Genomic DNA, 18,967 nt, shown 5'->3' with positions numbered 1-18,967 from the left:
AAGAGGAAACGACGATGTGGTACTTCGCGTGGATACTTGGGCTGGGCCTGGCCGCGACCTTCGCGGTGCTCAACGCCATGTGGTACGAACTGATGGAGCGGGAAGGCACGGGCCGGCCCGCGGCGCGCGGCTCGGCCAGCGTCGGGTCGTCCGAGGACGCGGCCTAGGGCCTGTCGACGCTATCGCCCCCTGTGCGTTCGGTTCTGGCCGCGCCTTTCGCGCCGCCCGGTGCGGCCGAAGGGCCGCTGATTGCCGCCTCGGCGCGCGGCGCAGGGGGTAACATGGGCGAACGGCCCGCCGGGCGGCGAGTCGCGCCCATGCCTACGAGGAGACGATACGTGCTGGAACTACACGGTTTTTCGATCAGCAACTACTACAACAAGGTCAAGCTGGCGCTGCTGGAAATGGAAGTCGAGTTCAAGGAGGTGCAACAGCCAGTTTCGCAGGAAGAGGCCATGCTGCGCTACTCACCCCTCGGCAAAGTGCCTTTCATCATGACCGACGAAGGCCCGATCTCCGAATCGCACACCATCGTGGAATACCTGGAGGACGCCTATCCCCAGGTGTCGCTGTTTCCGCAGGATGTCTACCATCGCGCCAAGTGTCGTGAACTGATCCAGTACCTCGAGCTGCACGTCGAGCTGGTCGCCCGCAAGCTGTATCCGCAGGCGTTCTTCGGCGCGCCCAAGAATGCCGACCTGAACGCCTCGGTGCGCCGCGAGCTCGAACGCAATCTGAAGGCCCTGGCACGGCTGGCCCGCTTCGATCCGTATTTCGGCGGGCCGGTGTTCTCGCAGGCCGATTGCGCGGCCATCGTGCACCTGCCGCTGGTGGGCTCGGCCTGCAGGCAGGTGTATGGCGAGGACCTGCTCGCCGAGGCGCTCGGCGCGGATCGGGTCAAGCGCTACCTGGAGATGGTCGGCGAGCGGCCGCACGTGCGCCGGGTGGGGGACGATCGCAAGCAGGCGGCGCGCGCAGCGGCCGCCGCGGCGCAGAAGAAATAGGTCCGCAACCGGGTCTGACCTGCAGTCCACAGCCTTTCCCGGGCTCCGGGCCCGGGTGCAAGCCATCAGATCAGAGCCTGGCGGACCCGCAGCGATACCCATTCGGCCGCAAACACGGTGAGCAGGATCGCGGCGAAGATGACTGTCACCTGAGGCCACGCCAGGGTGTCGACCGACGCGGCCAGCGGCAGGCCGATGCCGCCCGCGCCGACGATGCCGAGCACCGTCGACTCGCGGATGTTGATGTCCCAGCGGTAGACGGTCGTGCCGACCAGGGTCGGCATGATCTGCGGCATCACGGCATAGCTCAGCACCTGGCACCGGCTCGCCCCGGTGGCGCTGATGGCCTGCACCTGGCCGACGTCGATTTCCTCGATCGACTCGTACAGCAGCTTGCCGATGAAGCCGATCGAGCGAAGGGCGATGGCGATGATGCCGGCGAGCACGCCCGGTCCGACCACGGTCACCAGGAGCAGCGCCCAGATCAGCGAGTTGATCGATCGCGACGCGACGATGATGGTGAGCGCCAGCGGACGCATCAGCCAGCGGCTCGGGGTCGTGTTGCGTGCCGCCAGGAACGCCAGCGGAACGGCGATCAACGTGCCCAGCGCCGTGCCCAGGGTGGCGATGTTCAGCGTGTCCCAGAGCGGTCGCAGAAGCTGGCCGAGGTAGCTCCAGCGCGGCGGCCACATGCGCGACACCATGTCCCACCCGGCGGCCGGGGCGTCGGCGGCAAAGGCCCAGATCGTGTTGTCCGAGACGAGCTTCCAGCTTGCCGCGAAAATCAGGGCGGCGCCGGCCCAGCACAGCCAGGACCAGCGCTGCGCGGCCGCCGTGCGGCGCTGCCAGATCGGCGCGGGCTCGACGGGACGGCCGCTCACAGGAACCTCCGGCGCACGTGGCCCGAGGCGTACTCGCAGAGCATCACGATGCCGATGATCAGCAGCAGGATCGCGGCGGCGGTCTGGAACTCATAGCGGTCGAAGGCAGTGTTGAGCGTCGAGCCGATGCCGCCCGCGCCGACGATGCCGATGATCGCGGCTTCGCGAAAGTTGATGTCCAGGCGATACAGCGACAAGCCGATCAGGCGCGGCATGACCTGCGGCTGCACCGCGTACACGATCCACTGCGGCCAGCGCGCGCCGGTGGCGCGCACGGCTTCGAGCTGGCCGCGATCCGCCGTCTCGATCTCCTCGGCCAGCAGCTTGCCGAGAAAGCCCATGGAGGCGATCACCAGCGTGATCATGCCGGCGAGCGGGCCGAAGCCGAACATCTTGACCAGCAGGATGGCAATGATGAGTTCGGGAAACGCCCGCGTCACTGCGATGAAGCCGCGGCATGCGAGATACACCGGCAGCGGGCTGAGGTTGCGCGCCGCGCCGAGGCCGACGGGAATGCTCAGCAGCACGCCCAGAGCGGTGGCGGCGACGGCCATGGCCAGGCTCTCGAGCAGGCCCTCGCTGATCTCCCGCCAACGGCTGACGAAGTCCGGCTCGGCGAAGGCCGCCACGAAGCGCCATCCGCGTACCAGGCCCTGCGCCACCCGTGTCCAGTCGACCGAAATCGACGCGAAGGCGGCCACCAGGTAGGCGAGGACGAGAAGCAGGAGCAGGGCACGCCAACGCACCGACCGGATGAACGGCGGTTTGCGCCACTGCGCCGGTGGCGGCGCGGGGCGGCTCGGGATCGGCGGGTTCATGCGGGTGTCGGGGCCGAGTGCCAGGCGGCGCTGCGGGCGTCGGATGGCGGCGCGCCGGCGGCGGCGCCGTCCGCGATCTGGCCAGCATCGTCGGCGTGTCCCGCGGTCTGCCAGTCCTCCTGGCCGTAGATCTCGGTCAGCACCTCCGGGGTCAAGCCGGCGGGCTTTCCGTCATAGACCAGCCGCCCCTTGCGCAGGCCGACGATACGGTCGGCGAACTGCGCGGCGAGACCGACGTCGTGGATGTTGACGATGGCCGACAGCCCGCGTTCGCGGCAGATCTCGCACAGCAGCCGCATGATCTGGCGCGAGGTGCGCGGGTCCAGGCTGGCGGTAGGCTCGTCGACCAGGAGCAGCAGCGGTTCCTGCATCAGCGCGCGGGCGATGCCCACGCGCTGGCGCTGTCCTCCAGACAGCGCATCGGCACGCTTGTTCTCGAAACCGGTCAGACCGACGCGTTCGAGCAGCTCGAACGCGCGGCCCACGTCCACGGCGGGAAAGCGCCGGGCCCAGCTTCGCCAGAAGCCGGTGTATCCCAGCCGTCCGGAGAGCACGTTCTCCATCACCGTCAGGCGCTCGACCAGGGCGTACTCCTGGAAGATCATGCCTAGCTGACGGCGTGCCAGGCGCAGCTCGCGCGCGCCCAGGCGCAACTGGCTGCGGCCCTGCAGCAGCACGTCGCCGCCGCTGGGCTCGACCAGGCGGTTGATGCAGCGGATCAGGGTGCTCTTGCCCGCGCCCGAAGGCCCGATCAGGGCAAGCACCTGACCCGCCGGCACGGCGAGATCGACCCGGTCCAGGGCAAGCTCGCCGCCGGGGTAGCGTTTGGCCAGCCCCTGCAGTTCGAGCAGCGCGGCGGGTCGGGCTGGCGTGCTCATTGGCAGGCGTAAGACACGTTCATGGCTTGATCGATGCCACGCACCACCGCCCAGTGTTCCTTGTAGGTGATGGGGATGAAGGCTTCCTGTGCCGGCTCGGACTTGCCGAATTCCTTCAGCAGGGCGCTACCCTCCCAGTCGAACGTGAAAAAGGCGTCCTTGACCTTGGCGGCGAGCCCGGGCTCGAGGTTATAGACGTAGCCGTAGCCGGTGGTGGGAAAGGACTGCGACTTGTAGATACTGCGCAGCTTGGCCGAGTCCACCGCGTTGCGCGCGACCATGCGGTTGAGCACCGAGTTCGCCACTGCGGCGGCATCGTAGTCGTCGTTTGCCACGCCGATGATCGAATTGTCGTGCTTGCCGGAGAAGGCGGTCTTGTAGTCCTTGTCGGCCTGCATGCCGTAATTGCTGGCGAGCAGCGCCGAGGGCGCCTTGTAGCCGGAATTCGAGGTCTGCGACGTGAAGGCGATGGTCTTGCCCTTGAGCTCCTCGATGCTCTGCACCGGGCTGGCGGCCGGCACGATGATCTCCATCTCGTAGCCATAGACGCCCTGCTTGTCGGCCATCATCGTGAAGGGCACGAAGCCGGCGCAGTTCACCGCGAGAGGATTGCTGCCGGTGTTGAAGCCCGCCACGTGCAGCCGTCCGGAACGCATGGCCTCGAGCTGGGCCGCGTTGGACTGCACCGGGAAGAACTGGACCTTCTTGCCGGTGACTTTCTCCATGTGGCGCAGGAATTCGTCCCACACGCCGCGGTAGACCTCGGGATCCTCGACCGGGGTATAGGCGAAGATCAGGGTGCCGGGGTCGACCCATTGCTTCGGGTCGGTCGGCGCGTCCGCCACCATGTCGTCGTCCACGTCGCAGAATTTGGCGTCCAGGGCGCCGCGCGGGCATTCCGCTGCGAAAGCCGGCGCGCCAAAGGCGCAAGCAACACCCACCAGCGAGAGACTGAGAAACTGTTTCATGTCGTCGGACCTGTCATGAGGAGTCCACGTATTGTGGATACCTCATGTGACAAGCCCGTGACGCCGACGCATAAACGGGTTGACGGCAAAATACCGGAAAGTGCCGGGGGTTTTGCCCATTTTGAAAGCAAGATGCAAGAAAAAAGCCCTGCACGACAGACGTCGCGCAGGGCTTGGGCCGCGAGGAGGGCTGCGGTCAGCCTTGCCGGCGGGTCTCGACCTGGATCAGCGGCTCGTTGGCCACGACCGGCGCCGGCTTGCGTTCACGCGGAGGGTGCGTGGCGCGCGGGGCGCTGGCGATCTCGGCCCGGATGGCGGCGAGCCGTGCCGGGTCGGTCTCGATCCACTGCATGCCGGCGGCTTCGACTGCGGCGTGCAGGCCGGGGGCCGCGGCGCTGGCCGTTGCCGGCTGCTGCGCCGGTTGCTGTGCCGTAGGCGCGGCGGCGGGCATCGATGCCGGCGCGACGGGCTCCGTGACGCCCTGGGCGGCTTCGGCCGGATGCGCCGGCGCATGGGGCACGGCATCTTCCGGGGCGATGGTGTCGGCCGGCGAGACGGCCGGCGCCGCGTGGGGCTCGGCATCCGGCGTGAACGCCTCCGGGGCTTGCGGCGAGGCGCTTGCGGCCTCGGGCGCCGGCGCGCGTTGGACCTCTTCGGCGGCGGGTGCGGCAGGCGCTGCGTTCGCCGGCGCAGCCGGTGCTTCGGCGGCGGCCGGTTGGGCCGCGGTAGCAGCAGCGGCGGACACCGTCGCCGCCGGTTGCACGGGCTCGGGCTCGACAGCCACAGGCTCGGAGACGTCGGCCTGCACCGGCGCGGCCGTGGAAGCCGTTTCGACCGGGCTCGCCGGCGTGGCCGGGGTCGCGGCCACGGGCTCGGAGGCCGGCAGGTCGCCGGCTGCGGGCCGTTCGGCTGCCGGGGCGGCGGTTTCGTTCACGTCATGGGCGGCGATGCCGACCGTGCTCACCGCAGTCGCCGCGGCCACGGGCAGGGCGGCGGCATCGGCTGGCTCGGCGGCCGGGGCGTCGCCGCCCTCGGTTGCCTGGTCGGCGCTGCCCTCGACCTCACCCGAACGACGTCCGCGACGGCCGCGGCGGCGACGGCGGCGCGCGCGTTCCGGTTCGCCGTTCTCGTCGGTGGTGGCGAACTCGCCACCTTCCTCGGCGCCTTCCTCGATGTCGGCCGACGGCGCGAGTTCGAGGTCGGGCAAGTCCATGTCGGCCAGCTTCTTCTCCGGCGCGAGCGCGGCGGGGGCTGCGGCGGCAATCTCGGCCGTGGCGGCGACGCTGGCGCCGGCCGCGGTATCGATGGCTTGCACGGCCTCGTCGGTGCGCTCGGCGCGCGCCTCGTCACGGCGACCGCCGCGACGGCCGCGGCGGCCACGCGCGCCGCGCGCGTCCTGGCCTTCGGCGGCTTCGGCGAGTTCGGCGGACGTGCGCTCGGCGCTCAGGTCGAGCTGGTCGGCGTCATAGCGGCGGCTGCGCTCGGCCTTGTCGGCTTTTTCCACGCGCTCGCCGCGTTCGCTGCGCTCGGTGCGCGGCGCCCGCTCGGCACGGGCGGCACCGTCCTCGGCGCGGCGCGGCGGGCGACGGTTCCCGTTGCCGCGTTCGCCCTGACGGCCACCGCGGCGGCCCTGTCCTTCAGACTTGGCAGCGGGGGCTGCCGGCGCGGCGGGCGCGGCTTCCACGGGGGCCGGGGCGCTCTCCAGGCCCAGCCACGACGCCAGGCGGCGCAGGAAGCTCTTGGGCGGACGTTCCATGATGGCCGGGGCGGCGGCGGCCGCGGCTGCCGGCACGGGCTGGGACGGCGTGGGCGCCGGCTGGGAGGGCGTAATGCCCTTGACCAGCGCTTCCGGCTTGACCTTGACATCGGCGCCCGGCGGCACCCAGTCCATGATCGTGCTGGGCGCTTCGACCAGCTCGAAGCTGGACTTGGCTTCTTCCAGGCGCGGATCGTCGTGGCGCAGGCGTTCCAGGTGGTGGTGCGGCGTCTCGAGGTGCTTGTTGGGAATCAGCACCACGTTGACCTTGAGACGGGCTTCGAGCTTGGCGATGTCGCCGCGCTTCTCGTTGAGCAGGAAGGTGGCGACTTCGACCGGCACCTGGGCGTGCACCGCCGCGGTGTTGTCCTTCATGGACTCTTCCTGCAGCAGGCGCAGCACGTGCAGGGCGGAGGATTCGGTGTCGCGGATCACGCCGGTGCCGTTGCAGCGCGGGCAGGTGATGTGCGAGCCCTCGTTCAACGCCGGGCGGAGGCGCTGGCGCGACAGCTCCATCAGGCCGAAGCGCGAGATCTTGCCCATCTGTACGCGCGCGCGATCGACGTGCAGGGACTCGCGCAGGCACTGCTCGACAGCGCGCTGGTTGCGGCTGTCTTCCATGTCGATGAAGTCGATGACGATGAGGCCGCCCAGATCGCGCAGGCGCAACTGGCGGGCGACTTCCTCGGCGGCTTCGAGGTTGGTGCGCAGCGCGGTTTCCTCGATGTCGCTGCCGCGCGTGGCGCGCGCCGAGTTCACGTCGACCGCGACCAGCGCTTCCGTGTGGTCGATCACCACGGCGCCGCCGGAGGGCAGGGGCACGGTACGCGAGTACGCGGTCTCGATCTGGTGTTCGATCTGAAAGCGCGAGAACAGCGGCACGTCGTCGCGGTAGCGCTTGACGCGCTGCACGTTGTCCGGCATCACCACGCTCATGAACGCGGTGGCCTGCTCGGCGATTTCGTCGGTGTCGATCAGGATCTCGCCGATGTCGGGCGAGAAGTAGTCGCGGATGGCGCGGATGACCAGGCTGGATTCCAGATAGATCAGGACCGGGCCGGCGTTCTCGCTGGCGGCGCTCTCGATGGCGCGCCAGAGCTGCATCAGGTAGGACAGGTCCCACTGCAGCTCTTCGACATTGCGCCCGATGCCGGCGGTGCGTGCGATCAGGCTCATGCCTTGCGGCACGTCGAGCTGGTCCATCGCTTCGCGCAGCTCCTGGCGGTCCTCGCCCTCGACGCGGCGCGATACGCCGCCGCCGCGCGGGTTGTTGGGCATCAGGACCAGGTAGCGGCCGGCCAGCGAGATGAAGGTGGTGAGGGCCGCGCCCTTGTTGCCGCGCTCTTCCTTCTCGACCTGGACGATGATCTCCTGGCCTTCGCGCAGGACGTCCTGGATGCGGGCGCCGCGCACGTCGACGCCTTCCTTGAAGTAGGAACGGGCGACTTCCTTGAACGGCAGGAAACCGTGGCGCTCTTCGCCGTAGTTGACGAAGCAGGCTTCCAGGCTGGGCTCGACGCGGGTGATGACACCTTTATAGATGTTGCCCTTGCGTTGTTCGCGCCCGGCAGTCTCGATGTCGAGATCGATGAGCTTCTGCCCATCGACGATGGCAACGCGCAGTTCCTCCTGGTGCGTTGCATTGAACAGCATGCGCTTCATGGATGTGCTTCTCCGTAAGGTTGGCGCGTCGATGTTCGACGCACCGCCTTGCGGGCCATCCGGCATGGCCGACGGGCAAACCAAACCTGCGCGCGTCAGCGCGCCCCGTCAGGAACGGGCGGATACGTTGCGCCGGCGGGCGCGAAAGAACAGGGAGGGGAGCCAGGTCCTGACACGGAATGCGCGGCCGGCGAGCCGGCACGGCGCGTGATCGTCCGACCCGCCCGCGCGAGGGCGCGCAGGAAGCGGTGACGGAACGATGACGCGCGTAAGGTCATGTCAGGGGCTGCGAGCCGGCGGAGCGCTCGGTGCATATCGCGAAGGGTTCACGATGGTGCGGGGCCGGGCGCGGGGTGTATGTACGACGGTTACGGAATTGCTGCGTCGGCAAAAGAGCGCATCGCCGACACCGGGAATGGCGTTCGGTTGTACCGAGTGGCGACGATTGGCGGCCGAGACGGCCCGTCGAGAATCGGGCGGGTGGGCGGTACAATGCGTGTCGCCCCAATGCCAGCGCGCCGACGGAGACGACGGCAACAGTCGTGAATCGTTATTTTTTCACATGACTGGATTGCGCGTCTCGACGCCAGGGCGCGTTGCAACCCCCGCCTGACACTCGTTTCAGGCCTCACGATTATATGCCGCTTTCCGCATCGTGCAAACAAAGCCCCTAGCGCCCGCCGCGCCCGCCGCCCGCCTCGTCGAGATCGACGCCGAGCACGATGGGCAGCGCCTGGACAACTTCCTGTTGCGGCTGTGCAAGGGGGTACCCAAGAGCCATCTCTACAAGGCGATCCGCGGCGGGCAGGTCCGCGTCAATCGCGGCCGGGTGCCGGTGGACTACCGCATCCAGGCCGGCGACCTGGTGCGCGTGCCGCCGCTGCGTCTGCCCACTCAGGCGCCGCGCTTCGTCCCGGCGGGCCGCTTCCCGGTGGTGTACGAGGACGATGCGCTGCTCGTGATCGACAAGCCCGCCGGCGTGGCCGCGCACGGCGGCAGCGGGGTGGCCTTCGGCGTCATCGAGCAGTTGCGCGCGGCGCGCCCCGAGGCGCGCTTTCTGGAACTGGCGCATCGGCTCGATCGCGAGACTTCCGGCCTGCTGATGTTGGCCAAGAAGCGCAGCGCCCTGGTGGCGCTGCACGCCATGCTGCGCGAGGGGCGCTCGACCAAGAAATACTACGCGCTGGTCCAGGGCGACTTCCAGAACGCGCGCCAGCACATCCGCCTGCCTTTGCTGAAGTGGACCACCAAGAGCGGCGAGCGGCGCGTGCGCGTCGATGACGCCGGTCTGAGCGCGCACACCATCGTCGGCGCCTGCGAGCGCTATGGCGGGTACACCCTGGTCGAGGCGGAGCTGCGTACCGGCCGTACGCACCAGATCCGCGTGCACCTGGCCGCCAGCGGCTTTCCGATCGTCGGCGACGACAAATACGGCGAGGACGCCGTGCGCGACCTCTTCGCCAGGCGCTACGGGCTGCGCCGCATGTTCCTGCACGCGCATTCGCTGGCGCTGGCCCACCCCCTGAGCGGCGAGCCGCTCGCGCTCGAGGCGCCGCTGCCGCCGGCCTGCGCCGACACACTCGTCCAGTTGCGCCAGGGCGCAGCGCGCGTGCCGCCGGCGCGCGCCACCGACAAGGATTCCGCATGAACTACTCGCTCGTCGTGTTCGACTGGGACGGCACGCTGATGGATTCGACGCCGGCCATCGTGGCCGCCATCCAGGGCGCCTGCCGCGACATGTCCCTGCCCGTGCCGCCGGACGAAGCGGCGAGCTGGGTGATCGGGCTCGGCCTGGCCGATGCGCTGCGCACCGCCGTGCCGGATCTGAAGCCCGAGCAGTGGCGGTCATTTGCCGAACGCTACCGGTACCACTATCTCACCCGCGATCCGGAGCTGCGGCTTTTCGAGGGGGTGGAAAGCCTCCTGGAACGCCTGGCGGCCGCAGGCAGCTACATCGCGGTGGCCACCGGCAAAAGCCGCCAGGGTTTGAACCGGGCGCTGGAGGCCACCGGGCTGCTGCGCCGCTTCGACGCCACGCGGTGTGCCGACGAAACGCATTCCAAGCCCCACCCGGCCATGCTGCTCGAGCTGATGGACGAACTGGGCGTCGCGCCGCAGAGCACCCTGATGATCGGCGACACCTCGCACGACCTGACCATGGCCGCCAACGCCGGCGTCCATGGCCTGGGTGTGAGCTACGGCGCCCACCCGCTCGCCGAACTGCAGGCCTGTGCGCCCACCGCCCTGGTCCACAGCGTCGCCGAAATGGCCGACTGGCTGACCCCGCGCGTCAAACCGGCGTTCTCCGACTGAGTGGAAAGGACGCCCGGCCTGCCCAGGCATCCTCTCCACATGGGCGCTCACCACCTGCGCAGCCCATCGATCCTGTGCGGGTGCTGATCAATCCCTTCGGCCCCTCGCATCAAGCACCAGCGCAATTCAATGCGGGGGTAAGCGCGCGCCCGCGCGGCCGCCCGGAGGGCGCGCGCAGCCTCCCTTCAAGGGAGGTGGCCACGTCAGTGGCCGGAGGGTGGCCTCTACCCCAGGAACAGGAACAGCGTCGGCTGCTTGTCCAGCGCGGGCGCCGGGTGCTGCTTCCATTCGGCAATGGTGCGCGTGCGCACCCATTGCTGCTCGGTGGTGAGTGCGCGCGCGACGCACAGGCGAGTGTCGCCGCGCAGCGTCTGCAGCAGCGTGTCGAACATGGCGCGGTTGCGGTAGGGAGTCTCGATGAAAAGCTGGGTCTGCTTGTGGCGCATCGAGTGCTGTTCCCAGGCCTTGATCTGGCGGGCGCGCTCGCCTTCCTGCACGGGGGCGTAGCCGTGGAAGGCGAAGCGCTGGCCGTCCAGGCCGCTGGCCATGAGGCCGAGCAGGATGGACGAGGGGCCCACCCAGGGCTGGATCTCGGCGCCCATGGCGTGGGCGGCCGCGACCACCCGGGCGCCGGGGTCCGCCACCGCGGGGCAGCCGGCGTCGGACACTAGGCCGATGTCCCGGCCCTGCCGCAAGGGCGCCAGCCATTGCCGGATGTCGGCGACCGGGGTGTCGGCGTCCTGGGCGTGGACGGTGATTTCCTGCAGCGGGCGCTCGGTGCCGATCTGCTTCAGGAAGGCCCGCGCGGCCTTGGCGTTTTCCGCGATGTAGATGGAAAGGCCGGCCGCGGCCGCCTGGGCCTCCGGCGGCAGCCAGCGGGCAACCGGCGCGTCGCCCAGCCCGACCGGGATCAGGTGCAGGCGGCCCAGGCCCGCGGTGCCTGGCGCGCAGGTGGTGTCGGTCCGGGTGCCGGGCGCCTGTCGCGGGCCCGTCATGCGGCGCCCTCGCGCGGCGCCGCCGAGCGCAGCGGGTCGATGCCGGCATCGACCAGCATGCGCGTCAGCGCGATCAGCGGCAGGCCGATCAGGGCGGTCGGGTCGTCGCTGCGTATGCTTGCCATCAGCGCAATGCCCAGCGCCTCGGCCTTGGCGCTGCCGGCGGTGTCGTACGGCGTCTCGGCGCGCAGGTAGGCGACGAGGCTGGCCTCGTCGAGCTCGCGCACGCGGCAGTGCGTCATGACGTCCTCGGAGCTGACGCGCTCGCCGCGCACTACGGCCAGGGCCGAGTGGAATACCACCTCGCGCCCGCTCATCAGGCGCAGTTGCTCGAGCGCGCGCTCGAAGCTGCCGGGCTTGCCGAGCACCGTGCCCTCGCACAGCGCGACCTGGTCCGAGCCGATCACCACGGCATCCGGGTGCTGGGCTGCGACGGCGCGCGCCTTGGCCACGGCCAGGCGCATGGCCAGATCGGCCGGCGCCTCGCCCGGCAGCGGTGTTTCGTCGACCAGTGGCGCGACGACCTCGAACGGCAGGCGCAGGCGCTCGAGCAGCTCGCGCCGATAGCGCGAGGTCGAGCCGAGGATGAGGCGGGGCGTGGAATCGGGCATGGGAGCTGGGGCGGGTGAGTCGGCGTCGGTGAAGAAACTTTGACGTTGGATTCGCTTTCGGGCTATCATTTTACGCTTTTGGTTTTGGGGTCAAGGGCGTTCAGGCCGGTGGCTCGGTAGTCGGGGTGAGGCAACAGAGGGTGAGGCACCGCGAAGGCGTCGTCATCCGGAACGGTAAAAGCCGGAAGGGTAAAAAAGGCAGGGACTAGGGATAGGCTTTCTCGCCGGGCGCTGCTAGCCTGTCGCTGAGTGCCTCGTTCTGGCCCTGTTGGCCCTTCGGCTCTTTGCTCCCGGTCTCGGTGCGCACGGCGGTGCGCCGGCTGCTTCGGTGGCCGGCGGGTGTCGGTCCCGCGGGTATCGGTTCCTTACTTGTCCCTGCGCCGGCTTTGCCGGGCGGCCTGGCAGGTGTTGTCCGGTGCCGACCCCGATCCCGATGGTGCGCCGAGTAGCGTTCTCGCTGCGACGGGTTCGTTCAAGGCGGGGCGCAGGCGGGCGCGGCCCATTCATCCAGGCATATCATGGTCGATTCCAAGCGCGATGGTGCTGCCGACGCAAGCGTGCCGCAGGCCAGTGGCGCCGCAGCGCGCGGCGCCAAGTCCGCGCCGCGCTACATCGATGCGTTCGATGTTTCCCGGCGTGGCGCGGTCCTGAGCGGCGAGACGCCGCTCGCCTCGTTCGCGCGGCTGGCCGAGGACCTGCCGTCGCAGGACGGGCTGGCCCATTGGACGCTGCGGGGGGAAACCGGCCCGCACGGGCAGGCGCTGCTGTGTCTGGAGGTGCAGGCTGCGCCCCAGGTGATCTGCCAGCGTTGTCTGGAAGTTTTCGCTTGGCCGCTCAGCGGCGAGGCGGTTCTGCAGTTGGTGCGCTCGGAAGCCGAACTCGAGGTCGACGACGCCCAGGCCGACGCGGCCCTGCAGGACGAGTATGACAAAGTGCTCGGCACGGGGCGTTTCGACGTGTTGGCACAGGTCGAGGATGAAATCATCCTGGAGCTGCCCTACATTGCGCGGCACGACGTGTGTCCGTCCGGGCCGCTCACCAAGGAAGCCGGAGAGGAAGCGGTGGAAGAAGAGAAGCCGCATCCGTTCGCCGGTCTGGCTGGCCTCAAGGGCAAGCTCAAGCCGGAGTGATCCGGGTTTGTTGTCGTTTAACCATTGCGGCCTGCATCGCGTAAAATGCGCGCCGTTTTCCAGGAGTCATCATGGCTGTTCAGCAAAACAAGAAATCGCCCTCCAAGCGCGGCATGCACCGTTCGCACGATTTCCTCACCAACCCGCCCACCGCCGTCGAACCGACCACCGGTGAGCTGCACCTGCGTCACCACATCTCGCCCAACGGTTTCTACCGTGGCCGCAAGGTCCTCAAGACCAAGAACGACGAATAATCCCGGCGGCACCGGCTGCGCTCGCGGACATGATCCGTATTGCGATTGATTGCATGGGGGGCGATCACGGCTTGCCCGTGACCGTTCCCGCCGCCGTGGCGTTCTGCGAGCGTCAACCGGGCGTCAGGCTGCTGCTGGTCGGCCGGCCTGACGGCATCGAGGCGCAGCTCGCCTCGGCGCCTGCCGACGTGCGCGGGCGCGTGAGCATCGTGCCCGCCTCCGAAGTCGTCGAGATGGACGACCCGGTCGAGGTCGCCTTGCGCCGCAAGAAGGACTCGTCCATGCGCGTGGCGGCCACCCTGGTCAAGGAAGGGCAGGCGGACGCCTGCCTGTCGGCCGGCAACACCGGCGCCTGGATGGCCATTACGCGCTATGTGCTCAAGATGCTGGACGGTATCGACCGCCCGGCGCTCACCGCCTCCATCCCCAACGGGCATGGCGGGGCCACCACGGTGCTCGACCTGGGCGCCAACGTGGATTGCACGGCCGAGCACCTGCTCCAGTTCGCGATCATGGGCTCGGCCCTGGTGTCGGCGGTGGAGCAGGTCGAGCGTCCGCGCGTGGGCCTGCTCAACGTCGGCGAAGAAGTCATCAAGGGCAACGACGTCGTCAAGGAAGCCGCGGAGATGCTGCGCGCCAGCACGCTCAACTTCCATGGCAACGTCGAAGGCAACGAGATCTTCCAGGACACGGTCGACGTGGTCGTCTGCGACGGCTTCGTCGGCAACGTCGTGTTGAAGGCCACCGAAGGTCTGGCACGGATGATCTCGACCATGATCCGCCAGGAATTCCGTCGCACGCCGCTCACCATGGCGGCCGGCGTGCTCGCCACGCCGGTGCTCAACCGCTTTCGCGAGCAGGTCGATTCGCGCCGCTACAATGGCGCGGCGCTGCTCGGGCTGCGCGGCGTGGTGGTCAAGAGCCATGGCTCGGCCGACGCCTATGCGTTCGGCTGGGCGCTGCAGCGCGCCTACGACGCCGTGGCGGGCGGGCTGCAGGAACGGACTGCGCTGGCCGTGGCCCAACTCACGAAACGCGCAGAGGAGACTCGGCAATGACCCGATCCGTGATCGCCGGCAGCGGCAGCTTTCTGCCGCCGCGCATTGTGACCAACGACATGCTCGCGGCCGAACTGGCCGAGCGCGGCGTCGAGACTTCCAACGAATGGATCGTCGAGCGCACCGGCATCCGCCAGCGCCATCTGGCCGAGCGCGGCGTCACCACCAGCATGCTGGCGACCGAGGCCGCGCGCAGCGCCCTGCGCGATGCCGGCGTCGCGGCCGATGAGGTCGATCTCATCATCGTCGCCACGTCCACGCCCGACTACGTCTTTCCGAGCACGGCCTGCCTGGTGCAGTCGCAACTGGGCATCGCCGGCGGCGCCGCGTTCGACGTGCAGGCCGTGTGCAGCGGCTTCGTGTACGCGCTCACCACCGCCGACGCGCTGATCGCCGCCGGCCGCGCACGCTGCGCGCTGGTGATCGGCGCCGAAGTCTTTTCCCGCATTCTCGACTGGAACGATCGCGGCACCTGCGTGCTGTTCGGCGATGGCGCCGGCGCGGTCGTGCTCAAGGCGAGCGCGGACGAGGGTCCGCAGGCGCCCGGCGTGCTCGCCGCGAACCTGCACGCCGACGGTTCGCAAACCAGGATCCTGTGCGCGGCGGGCAATGTGGCCTACGGCGAGGTGACCGGCGACCCGTTCCTGCGCATGGATGGCCAGGCGGTGTTCAAGCTCGCCGTCAACGTGCTCGCGCAGTCGGCCCGCGAGGCCTGCGCGACTGCCGGCGTGGCGCTGGAAGACATCCGCTGGGCCGTGCCGCACCAGGCCAACGTGCGCATCATCAATGCGCTCGCGCGCAAGCTCGCGCTGCCCGCCGAGAACGTCGTCGTCACCGTCGACCAGCACGCCAACACCTCGGCGGCCAGCGTGCCGCTGGCGTTCGACGCCGCCCGCCGCGACGGGCGCGTCCAGCCCGGCCAGCTCGTGCTCATGCAGGGCGTGGGCGGCGGTTTCACCTGGGGCAGCGTGCTGGCCCGTCTATAACATCGACGCGTAGCCGCCGCGTCACGCCGTCGGGGGTGGCGCGGCAGGCCAGCGCGCGCCATCGGGGATCTCCATGAAAGTTGCTTTCGTCTTTCCCGGCCAGGGGTCGCAGTCGGCAGGTATGCTCGATGCCTTCGCCGGCAACGCCGCCGTGGCCGATGTGCTGGCGCGCGCCGGGCAGGCGCTGGGTCAGGACATCGCGGGCCTGATCGCCAAGGGTCCGGCCGAAGACCTGAACCTCACCACCAACACCCAGCCGGTCATGCTGACCGTGGGCGCCGCCGTCTACGCAGCCTGGCAGGCCGCGGGCGGGCGCACGCCCGACATCATGGCCGGCCACAGCCTGGGCGAATACACCGCCCTGGTTGCCGCCGGCGCGCTGTCGCTCGAGGACGGTGTGCGCCTGGTGCGCATCCGCGCCGACGCCATGCAGTCGGCGGTACCGGTGGGGCAGGGCGGCATGGCCGCGGTCCTCGGCCTGGACGACGACACGGTGCGCCGGGTCTGCGCCGAATCGGCCCAGGGCGAGGTGGTCGAAGCCGTCAACTTCAATGCGCCGGCCCAGGTCGTGATCGCCGGGCACAAGGCGGCCGTCGAGCGCGCCTGCCAGGCGGCCAAGGCCGCCGGCGCCAAGCGCGCGCTGCCGTTGCCGGTCTCGGCGCCGTTTCACAGCAGCCTGCTGCGCCCCGCGGCCGACGTGCTGGCCACGGCGCTGGCCGAGGCCGCGCTGCAGGCGCCGAAGGTGCCCGTCATCAACAACGTCGACGTCGCAGCCCCAGGCGATCCCGTCCAGGTGCGCGATGCGCTGGTGCGCCAGGCCTGGCATCCGGTGCGCTGGGTCGAGACCGTCCAGGCCATGAAGGCCCAGGGCGTCACCCATATCGTCGAATGCGGCCCGGGCAAGGTGCTGACCGGCCTGGTCAAGCGCATCGACGGCGATCTCACCGCGCTCGCCATCACCGATCCGGCCTCGCTGGACGCGGCTCTGGCCGCGCTCGCCTGAACCGCAGCGAAGGACAATCATGGAACTGCAAGGCAAGACTGCCCTCGTCACCGGCGCCACGCGCGGCATCGGCCGCGCCATCGCACTGGAACTCGCCGCCCGCGGCGCGCTGGTTGTCGGTACGGCCACCAGTGAAGCGGGCGCCCGGACCGTCACCGAAGCGCTCGCGCCGCATGGCGGGCGCGGTGTGGTGCTCGATGTCACCGACGCGGGCGCCGTCGACGCGCTGATCGCCGAGATCGGCAAATCCGAAGCCGGCGGCCCGGCGATCCTCGTCAACAACGCCGGCATCACCCGCGATACGCTGGCGATGCGCATGAAGGACGACGACTGGGGCGCGGTCATCGACACCAACCTCACCGCCGTGTTTCGCTTGTCGCGCGCCGTCATGAAGGGCATGATGAAGGCGCGCTGGGGCCGGATCGTCAATATCACCTCGGTGGTGGGGGCCAGCGGCAACGCGGGCCAGGCGAACTACGCGGCGGCCAAGGCGGGCGTCGCCGGCATGACGCGCGCCCTGGCGCGCGAACTGGGCAGCCGCAACATCACAGTCAATTGCATCGCACCCGGTTTCATCGACACCGACATGACACGAGCGCTGGGCGAAGGCCAGACCGACGCGCTGATGAGCCAGATTCCCCTGGGCCGCCTCGGCGCGCCCGAGGACATCGCGCACGCCGTCGCCTACCTGTGCTCTGCCGGCGCGGGCTACGTGACCGGCGCCACGCTGCATGTCAACGGCGGCATGTACATGAATTGAATCACCCGCCTGCCGCGCCGATCCGGGCGCGGCAGGCGGAAAGCGTGCAAAGAACGGCAATGTGCCACCACAGCCCGCTGCTGCAGCCTGCGGCACTTGGCTATAATTCGCAAGATTTGACCTTTGGAGATCTGCATGGAAAGCATCGAACAGCGCGTAAAGAAAATCGTCGCTGAACAACTCGGCGTCAATGAAGCCGAAGTGAAGAACGAATCTTCTTTCGTTGACGACCTGGGTGCCGATTCGCTCGACATGGTGGAACTCGTCATGGCCCTCGAAGACGAGTTCGAGACCGAGATCCCCGACGAAGAGGCCGAGAAGCTCACCACGGTGCAGCTCGTGCTGAACTACATCAGCGCCAACCTCAAGAAGTAAAACCACACGGCAGGCGGCGCGCCTGCCCGTCAGATCCGGCCCGGTGGCGCAAGCCGCCGGTACCGCCACGCAGCAGTCGGGGGCGCCACGCGCAGCGCCGGGACGCTCCCCCAAGGGGTTCGAGGTCCGGGTCTGGTGCTTTGCCGGCCGTCAAGGCGGCGGGCGCTCCGGCGTGAATGCGGACGCAGCCAGGCGGCGCGGGGAGTCTCATGCCGCCTGTCTGCGTTGGCCCGGGGTTTTGATAAGAATTTACGCAGGGGCCGCAGCCCTCGCGAGGAGTGTTCTGTGAAGCGACGTGTCGTGATCACTGGCCTTGGGATCGTCTCCCCCGTTGGCAACGACATCAAGACGGCCTGGGACAACATCGTCAACGGGCGCTCGGGTATCGGCACGATCACCCGTTTCGACGCGACCCCCTTCAACTGTCACATCGCGGGCGAAGTCCGCGATTTCGACATCGGTGCCTACATCCCTGCCAAGGAAGCGCGGCAGATGGACACCTTCATCCATTACGGCATCGCGGCCGGCGCGCAGGCCTGGCGCGACAGCGGCCTGGAGGTCACCGAGGAGAACGCCACCCGCATCGGCGTGGTGGTCGGCTCCGGCATCGGCGGCCTGCCGCGCATCGAGGAAACCCACGCCGAGCTGATGGCTCGCGGCCCGCGCCGCATCTCGCCCTTCTTCGTGCCCGGTTCGCTGATCAACATGATCTCCGGTCAGCTCTCGATCCTGTACGGCATGAAGGGCCCGAACTATTCGGTGGTCTCGGCCTGCACCACCGGGCTGCATTGCATCGGCGACGCGGCCCGGCTGATCGAGTACGGCGACGCCGATGTCATGCTCGCCGGCGGCGCCGAGTCCACGGTGTCGCCGCTGGGCATCGGCGGCTTTGCCGCGGCCCGGGCGCTGTCCACGCGCAACGACGATCCGACCACGGCCTCGCGCCCCTGGGACAAGGATCGCGACGGCTTCGTGCTGGGCGAGGGCGCCGGGGTGCTGGTGCTCGAGGAATACGAGCACGCCAAGGCGCGCGGCGCGCGCATCTACGGCGAGTTCTCCGGTTACGGCATGAGCGCCGATGCGCATCACATCACCGCGCCGGATCGCGACGGCCCGCGCCGCGGCATGCTGAATGCGCTCGCCAACGCCGGCATCAATCCCGAAGACGTGCAGTACGTGAACGCGCACGGCACGTCCACGCCGCTGGGCGACAAGAACGAGACCGAGGCGCTCAAGCTGGCCTTCGGCGACCACGCGCGCAAGCTCGTCGTGAACTCCACCAAGTCCATGACCGGCCACCTGCTGGGCGCGGCGGGGGGCATCGAGGCGGTGTTCACCACGCTGGCCGTGCATCACCAGATCTCGCCGCCCACCATCAACATCTTCAACCAGGATGCGGAGTGCGACCTGGACTACTGCGCCAACGAGGCGCGGCCCATGCAGATCGACTGCGCGCTCTCCAATTCGTTCGGCTTTGGCGGTACCAACGGTTCGATGCTGGTTCGCCGGGTGTAA

The 18,967-nt window shown here is 69.2% G+C and carries 19 protein-coding genes; 12 read left to right on the top strand and 7 right to left on the bottom strand.

The window, feature by feature from the left end:
• The first annotated feature begins 14 nt into the window (after positions 1 to 14).
• Together cydX and FOZ76_RS10205 are read left to right on the top strand one after the other, a co-directional pair.
• Entirely contained in the window at positions 15 to 167 is a 153-nt protein-coding gene (cydX, locus tag FOZ76_RS10210; RefSeq protein WP_143948081.1) for a cytochrome bd-I oxidase subunit CydX, read from the top strand.
• Positions 168 to 338: 171 nt separating this feature from the next.
• Positions 339 to 1,004 carry a glutathione S-transferase gene (locus tag FOZ76_RS10205; RefSeq protein ID WP_143948079.1) on the top strand — a complete coding sequence of 222 codons (666 nt, stop codon included), beginning with the start codon at positions 339 to 341 and terminating at the stop codon, positions 1,002 to 1,004.
• Positions 1,005 to 1,069: 65 nt separating this feature from the next.
• Here FOZ76_RS10205 and phnE (FOZ76_RS10200) read toward each other — a convergent pair whose 3' ends face one another.
• The 5 genes from phnE (FOZ76_RS10200) to FOZ76_RS10180 all read right to left on the bottom strand — a co-directional run bounded on the left by phnE (FOZ76_RS10200) (position 1,070) and on the right by FOZ76_RS10180 (position 7,967).
• Positions 1,070 to 1,885, bottom strand: a complete 816-nt coding sequence (gene phnE, locus FOZ76_RS10200) for a phosphonate ABC transporter, permease protein PhnE (RefSeq protein WP_143948077.1) — start codon at positions 1,883 to 1,885, stop codon at positions 1,070 to 1,072.
• Entirely contained in the window at positions 1,882 to 2,703 is an 822-nt protein-coding gene (gene phnE, locus FOZ76_RS10195) for a phosphonate ABC transporter, permease protein PhnE (RefSeq protein WP_143948075.1), read from the bottom strand. The genes phnE (FOZ76_RS10200) and phnE (FOZ76_RS10195) overlap by 4 nt, the downstream gene beginning before the upstream one ends.
• Complete coding sequence (gene phnC, locus FOZ76_RS10190; protein ID WP_211366181.1) at positions 2,700 to 3,581, bottom strand: phosphonate ABC transporter ATP-binding protein; 882 nt, start codon at positions 3,579 to 3,581, stop codon at positions 2,700 to 2,702. The genes phnE (FOZ76_RS10195) and phnC overlap by 4 nt, the downstream gene beginning before the upstream one ends.
• Positions 3,578 to 4,549 carry a phosphate/phosphite/phosphonate ABC transporter substrate-binding protein gene (gene phnD, locus FOZ76_RS10185; protein ID WP_143948074.1) on the bottom strand — a complete coding sequence of 324 codons (972 nt, stop codon included), beginning with the start codon at positions 4,547 to 4,549 and terminating at the stop codon, positions 3,578 to 3,580. The genes phnC and phnD overlap by 4 nt, the downstream gene beginning before the upstream one ends.
• A 196-nt stretch (positions 4,550 to 4,745) precedes the next feature.
• The gene (locus tag FOZ76_RS10180; protein WP_143948072.1) at positions 4,746 to 7,967 is read right to left on the bottom strand and encodes an Rne/Rng family ribonuclease; all 3,222 of its coding nucleotides are present in this window, start codon (positions 7,965 to 7,967) and stop codon (positions 4,746 to 4,748) included.
• Positions 7,968 to 8,622: 655 nt separating this feature from the next.
• Between FOZ76_RS10180 and FOZ76_RS10175 the strand changes: the two genes are divergently transcribed.
• The gene (locus tag FOZ76_RS10175) at positions 8,623 to 9,615 is read left to right on the top strand and encodes an RluA family pseudouridine synthase (RefSeq protein ID WP_246129398.1); all 993 of its coding nucleotides are present in this window, start codon (positions 8,623 to 8,625) and stop codon (positions 9,613 to 9,615) included.
• The gene (locus FOZ76_RS10170) at positions 9,612 to 10,280 is read left to right on the top strand and encodes an HAD-IA family hydrolase (protein WP_143948069.1); all 669 of its coding nucleotides are present in this window, start codon (positions 9,612 to 9,614) and stop codon (positions 10,278 to 10,280) included. Before FOZ76_RS10175 ends, FOZ76_RS10170 begins: the two co-directional genes overlap by 4 nt.
• Before the next feature lie 224 nt (positions 10,281 to 10,504).
• Here the strand turns inward: FOZ76_RS10170 and FOZ76_RS10165 are convergent, their stop codons facing one another.
• Together FOZ76_RS10165 and FOZ76_RS10160 are read right to left on the bottom strand one after the other, a co-directional pair.
• On the bottom strand, positions 10,505 to 11,275 hold the full coding sequence (locus FOZ76_RS10165; RefSeq protein ID WP_143948067.1) for an SAM-dependent methyltransferase: 771 nt from the start codon (positions 11,273 to 11,275) through the stop codon (positions 10,505 to 10,507).
• A complete protein-coding gene (locus tag FOZ76_RS10160) occupies positions 11,272 to 11,886 on the bottom strand; it encodes a Maf family nucleotide pyrophosphatase (protein WP_143948066.1) in 615 nt (204 codons plus the stop codon). The genes FOZ76_RS10165 and FOZ76_RS10160 overlap by 4 nt, the downstream gene beginning before the upstream one ends.
• 518 nt (positions 11,887 to 12,404) lie before the next feature.
• Between FOZ76_RS10160 and FOZ76_RS10155 the strand changes: the two genes are divergently transcribed.
• The 8 genes from FOZ76_RS10155 to fabF all read left to right on the top strand — a co-directional run bounded on the left by FOZ76_RS10155 (position 12,405) and on the right by fabF (position 18,967).
• A complete protein-coding gene (locus FOZ76_RS10155; RefSeq protein ID WP_143948064.1) occupies positions 12,405 to 13,016 on the top strand; it encodes a YceD family protein in 612 nt (203 codons plus the stop codon).
• A gap of 71 nt (positions 13,017 to 13,087) precedes the next feature.
• Entirely contained in the window at positions 13,088 to 13,270 is a 183-nt protein-coding gene (gene rpmF / locus FOZ76_RS10150; RefSeq protein WP_143948063.1) for a 50S ribosomal protein L32, read from the top strand.
• Positions 13,271 to 13,299: 29 nt separating this feature from the next.
• Positions 13,300 to 14,328, top strand: a complete 1,029-nt coding sequence (gene plsX, locus FOZ76_RS10145) for a phosphate acyltransferase PlsX (RefSeq protein ID WP_143948061.1) — start codon at positions 13,300 to 13,302, stop codon at positions 14,326 to 14,328.
• Complete coding sequence (locus FOZ76_RS10140) at positions 14,325 to 15,314, top strand: beta-ketoacyl-ACP synthase III (RefSeq protein ID WP_143948059.1); 990 nt, start codon at positions 14,325 to 14,327, stop codon at positions 15,312 to 15,314. Before plsX ends, FOZ76_RS10140 begins: the two co-directional genes overlap by 4 nt.
• Before the next feature lie 73 nt (positions 15,315 to 15,387).
• On the top strand, positions 15,388 to 16,317 hold the full coding sequence (gene fabD, locus FOZ76_RS10135) for an ACP S-malonyltransferase (protein WP_143948057.1): 930 nt from the start codon (positions 15,388 to 15,390) through the stop codon (positions 16,315 to 16,317).
• A gap of 19 nt (positions 16,318 to 16,336) precedes the next feature.
• Positions 16,337 to 17,077 carry a 3-oxoacyl-ACP reductase FabG gene (fabG, locus tag FOZ76_RS10130; RefSeq protein ID WP_143948055.1) on the top strand — a complete coding sequence of 247 codons (741 nt, stop codon included), beginning with the start codon at positions 16,337 to 16,339 and terminating at the stop codon, positions 17,075 to 17,077.
• A 135-nt stretch (positions 17,078 to 17,212) separates the two neighbouring features.
• Positions 17,213 to 17,452 carry an acyl carrier protein gene (acpP, locus tag FOZ76_RS10125; protein ID WP_143948054.1) on the top strand — a complete coding sequence of 80 codons (240 nt, stop codon included), beginning with the start codon at positions 17,213 to 17,215 and terminating at the stop codon, positions 17,450 to 17,452.
• Positions 17,453 to 17,737: 285 nt separating this feature from the next.
• Complete coding sequence (gene fabF / locus FOZ76_RS10120) at positions 17,738 to 18,967, top strand: beta-ketoacyl-ACP synthase II (RefSeq protein ID WP_143948052.1); 1,230 nt, start codon at positions 17,738 to 17,740, stop codon at positions 18,965 to 18,967.

The organism is Verticiella sediminum (assembly GCF_007558815.1).
In the GTDB taxonomy this organism is placed as follows: Bacteria; Pseudomonadota; Gammaproteobacteria; order Burkholderiales; family Burkholderiaceae_B; genus Verticiella; species Verticiella sediminum.
The sequence above is the reverse complement of the archived record's forward strand: the minus strand, read 5'-3'. Positions and strand labels throughout refer to the sequence as shown.

Coding starts and splice junctions, on each gene's coding strand:
- cydX (WP_143948081.1), top strand. CDS start 15: ATGTGGTACTTCGCGTGGATACTTGGGCTGGGCCTGGCCGCGACCTTC.
- phnE (WP_143948075.1), bottom strand. CDS start 2,703: ATGAACCCGCCGATCCCGAGCCGCCCCGCGCCGCCACCGGCGCAGTGG.
- phnC (WP_211366181.1), bottom strand. CDS start 3,581: ATGAGCACGCCAGCCCGACCCGCCGCGCTGCTCGAACTGCAGGGGCTG.
- phnD (WP_143948074.1), bottom strand. CDS start 4,549: ATGAAACAGTTTCTCAGTCTCTCGCTGGTGGGTGTTGCTTGCGCCTTT.
- FOZ76_RS10180 (WP_143948072.1), bottom strand. CDS start 7,967: ATGAAGCGCATGCTGTTCAATGCAACGCACCAGGAGGAACTGCGCGTT.
- FOZ76_RS10170 (WP_143948069.1), top strand. CDS start 9,612: ATGAACTACTCGCTCGTCGTGTTCGACTGGGACGGCACGCTGATGGAT.
- FOZ76_RS10165 (WP_143948067.1), bottom strand. CDS start 11,275: ATGACGGGCCCGCGACAGGCGCCCGGCACCCGGACCGACACCACCTGC.
- FOZ76_RS10160 (WP_143948066.1), bottom strand. CDS start 11,886: ATGCCCGATTCCACGCCCCGCCTCATCCTCGGCTCGACCTCGCGCTAT.
- FOZ76_RS10155 (WP_143948064.1), top strand. CDS start 12,405: ATGGTCGATTCCAAGCGCGATGGTGCTGCCGACGCAAGCGTGCCGCAG.
- rpmF (WP_143948063.1), top strand. CDS start 13,088: ATGGCTGTTCAGCAAAACAAGAAATCGCCCTCCAAGCGCGGCATGCAC.
- plsX (WP_143948061.1), top strand. CDS start 13,300: ATGATCCGTATTGCGATTGATTGCATGGGGGGCGATCACGGCTTGCCC.
- FOZ76_RS10140 (WP_143948059.1), top strand. CDS start 14,325: ATGACCCGATCCGTGATCGCCGGCAGCGGCAGCTTTCTGCCGCCGCGC.
- fabD (WP_143948057.1), top strand. CDS start 15,388: ATGAAAGTTGCTTTCGTCTTTCCCGGCCAGGGGTCGCAGTCGGCAGGT.
- fabG (WP_143948055.1), top strand. CDS start 16,337: ATGGAACTGCAAGGCAAGACTGCCCTCGTCACCGGCGCCACGCGCGGC.
- acpP (WP_143948054.1), top strand. CDS start 17,213: ATGGAAAGCATCGAACAGCGCGTAAAGAAAATCGTCGCTGAACAACTC.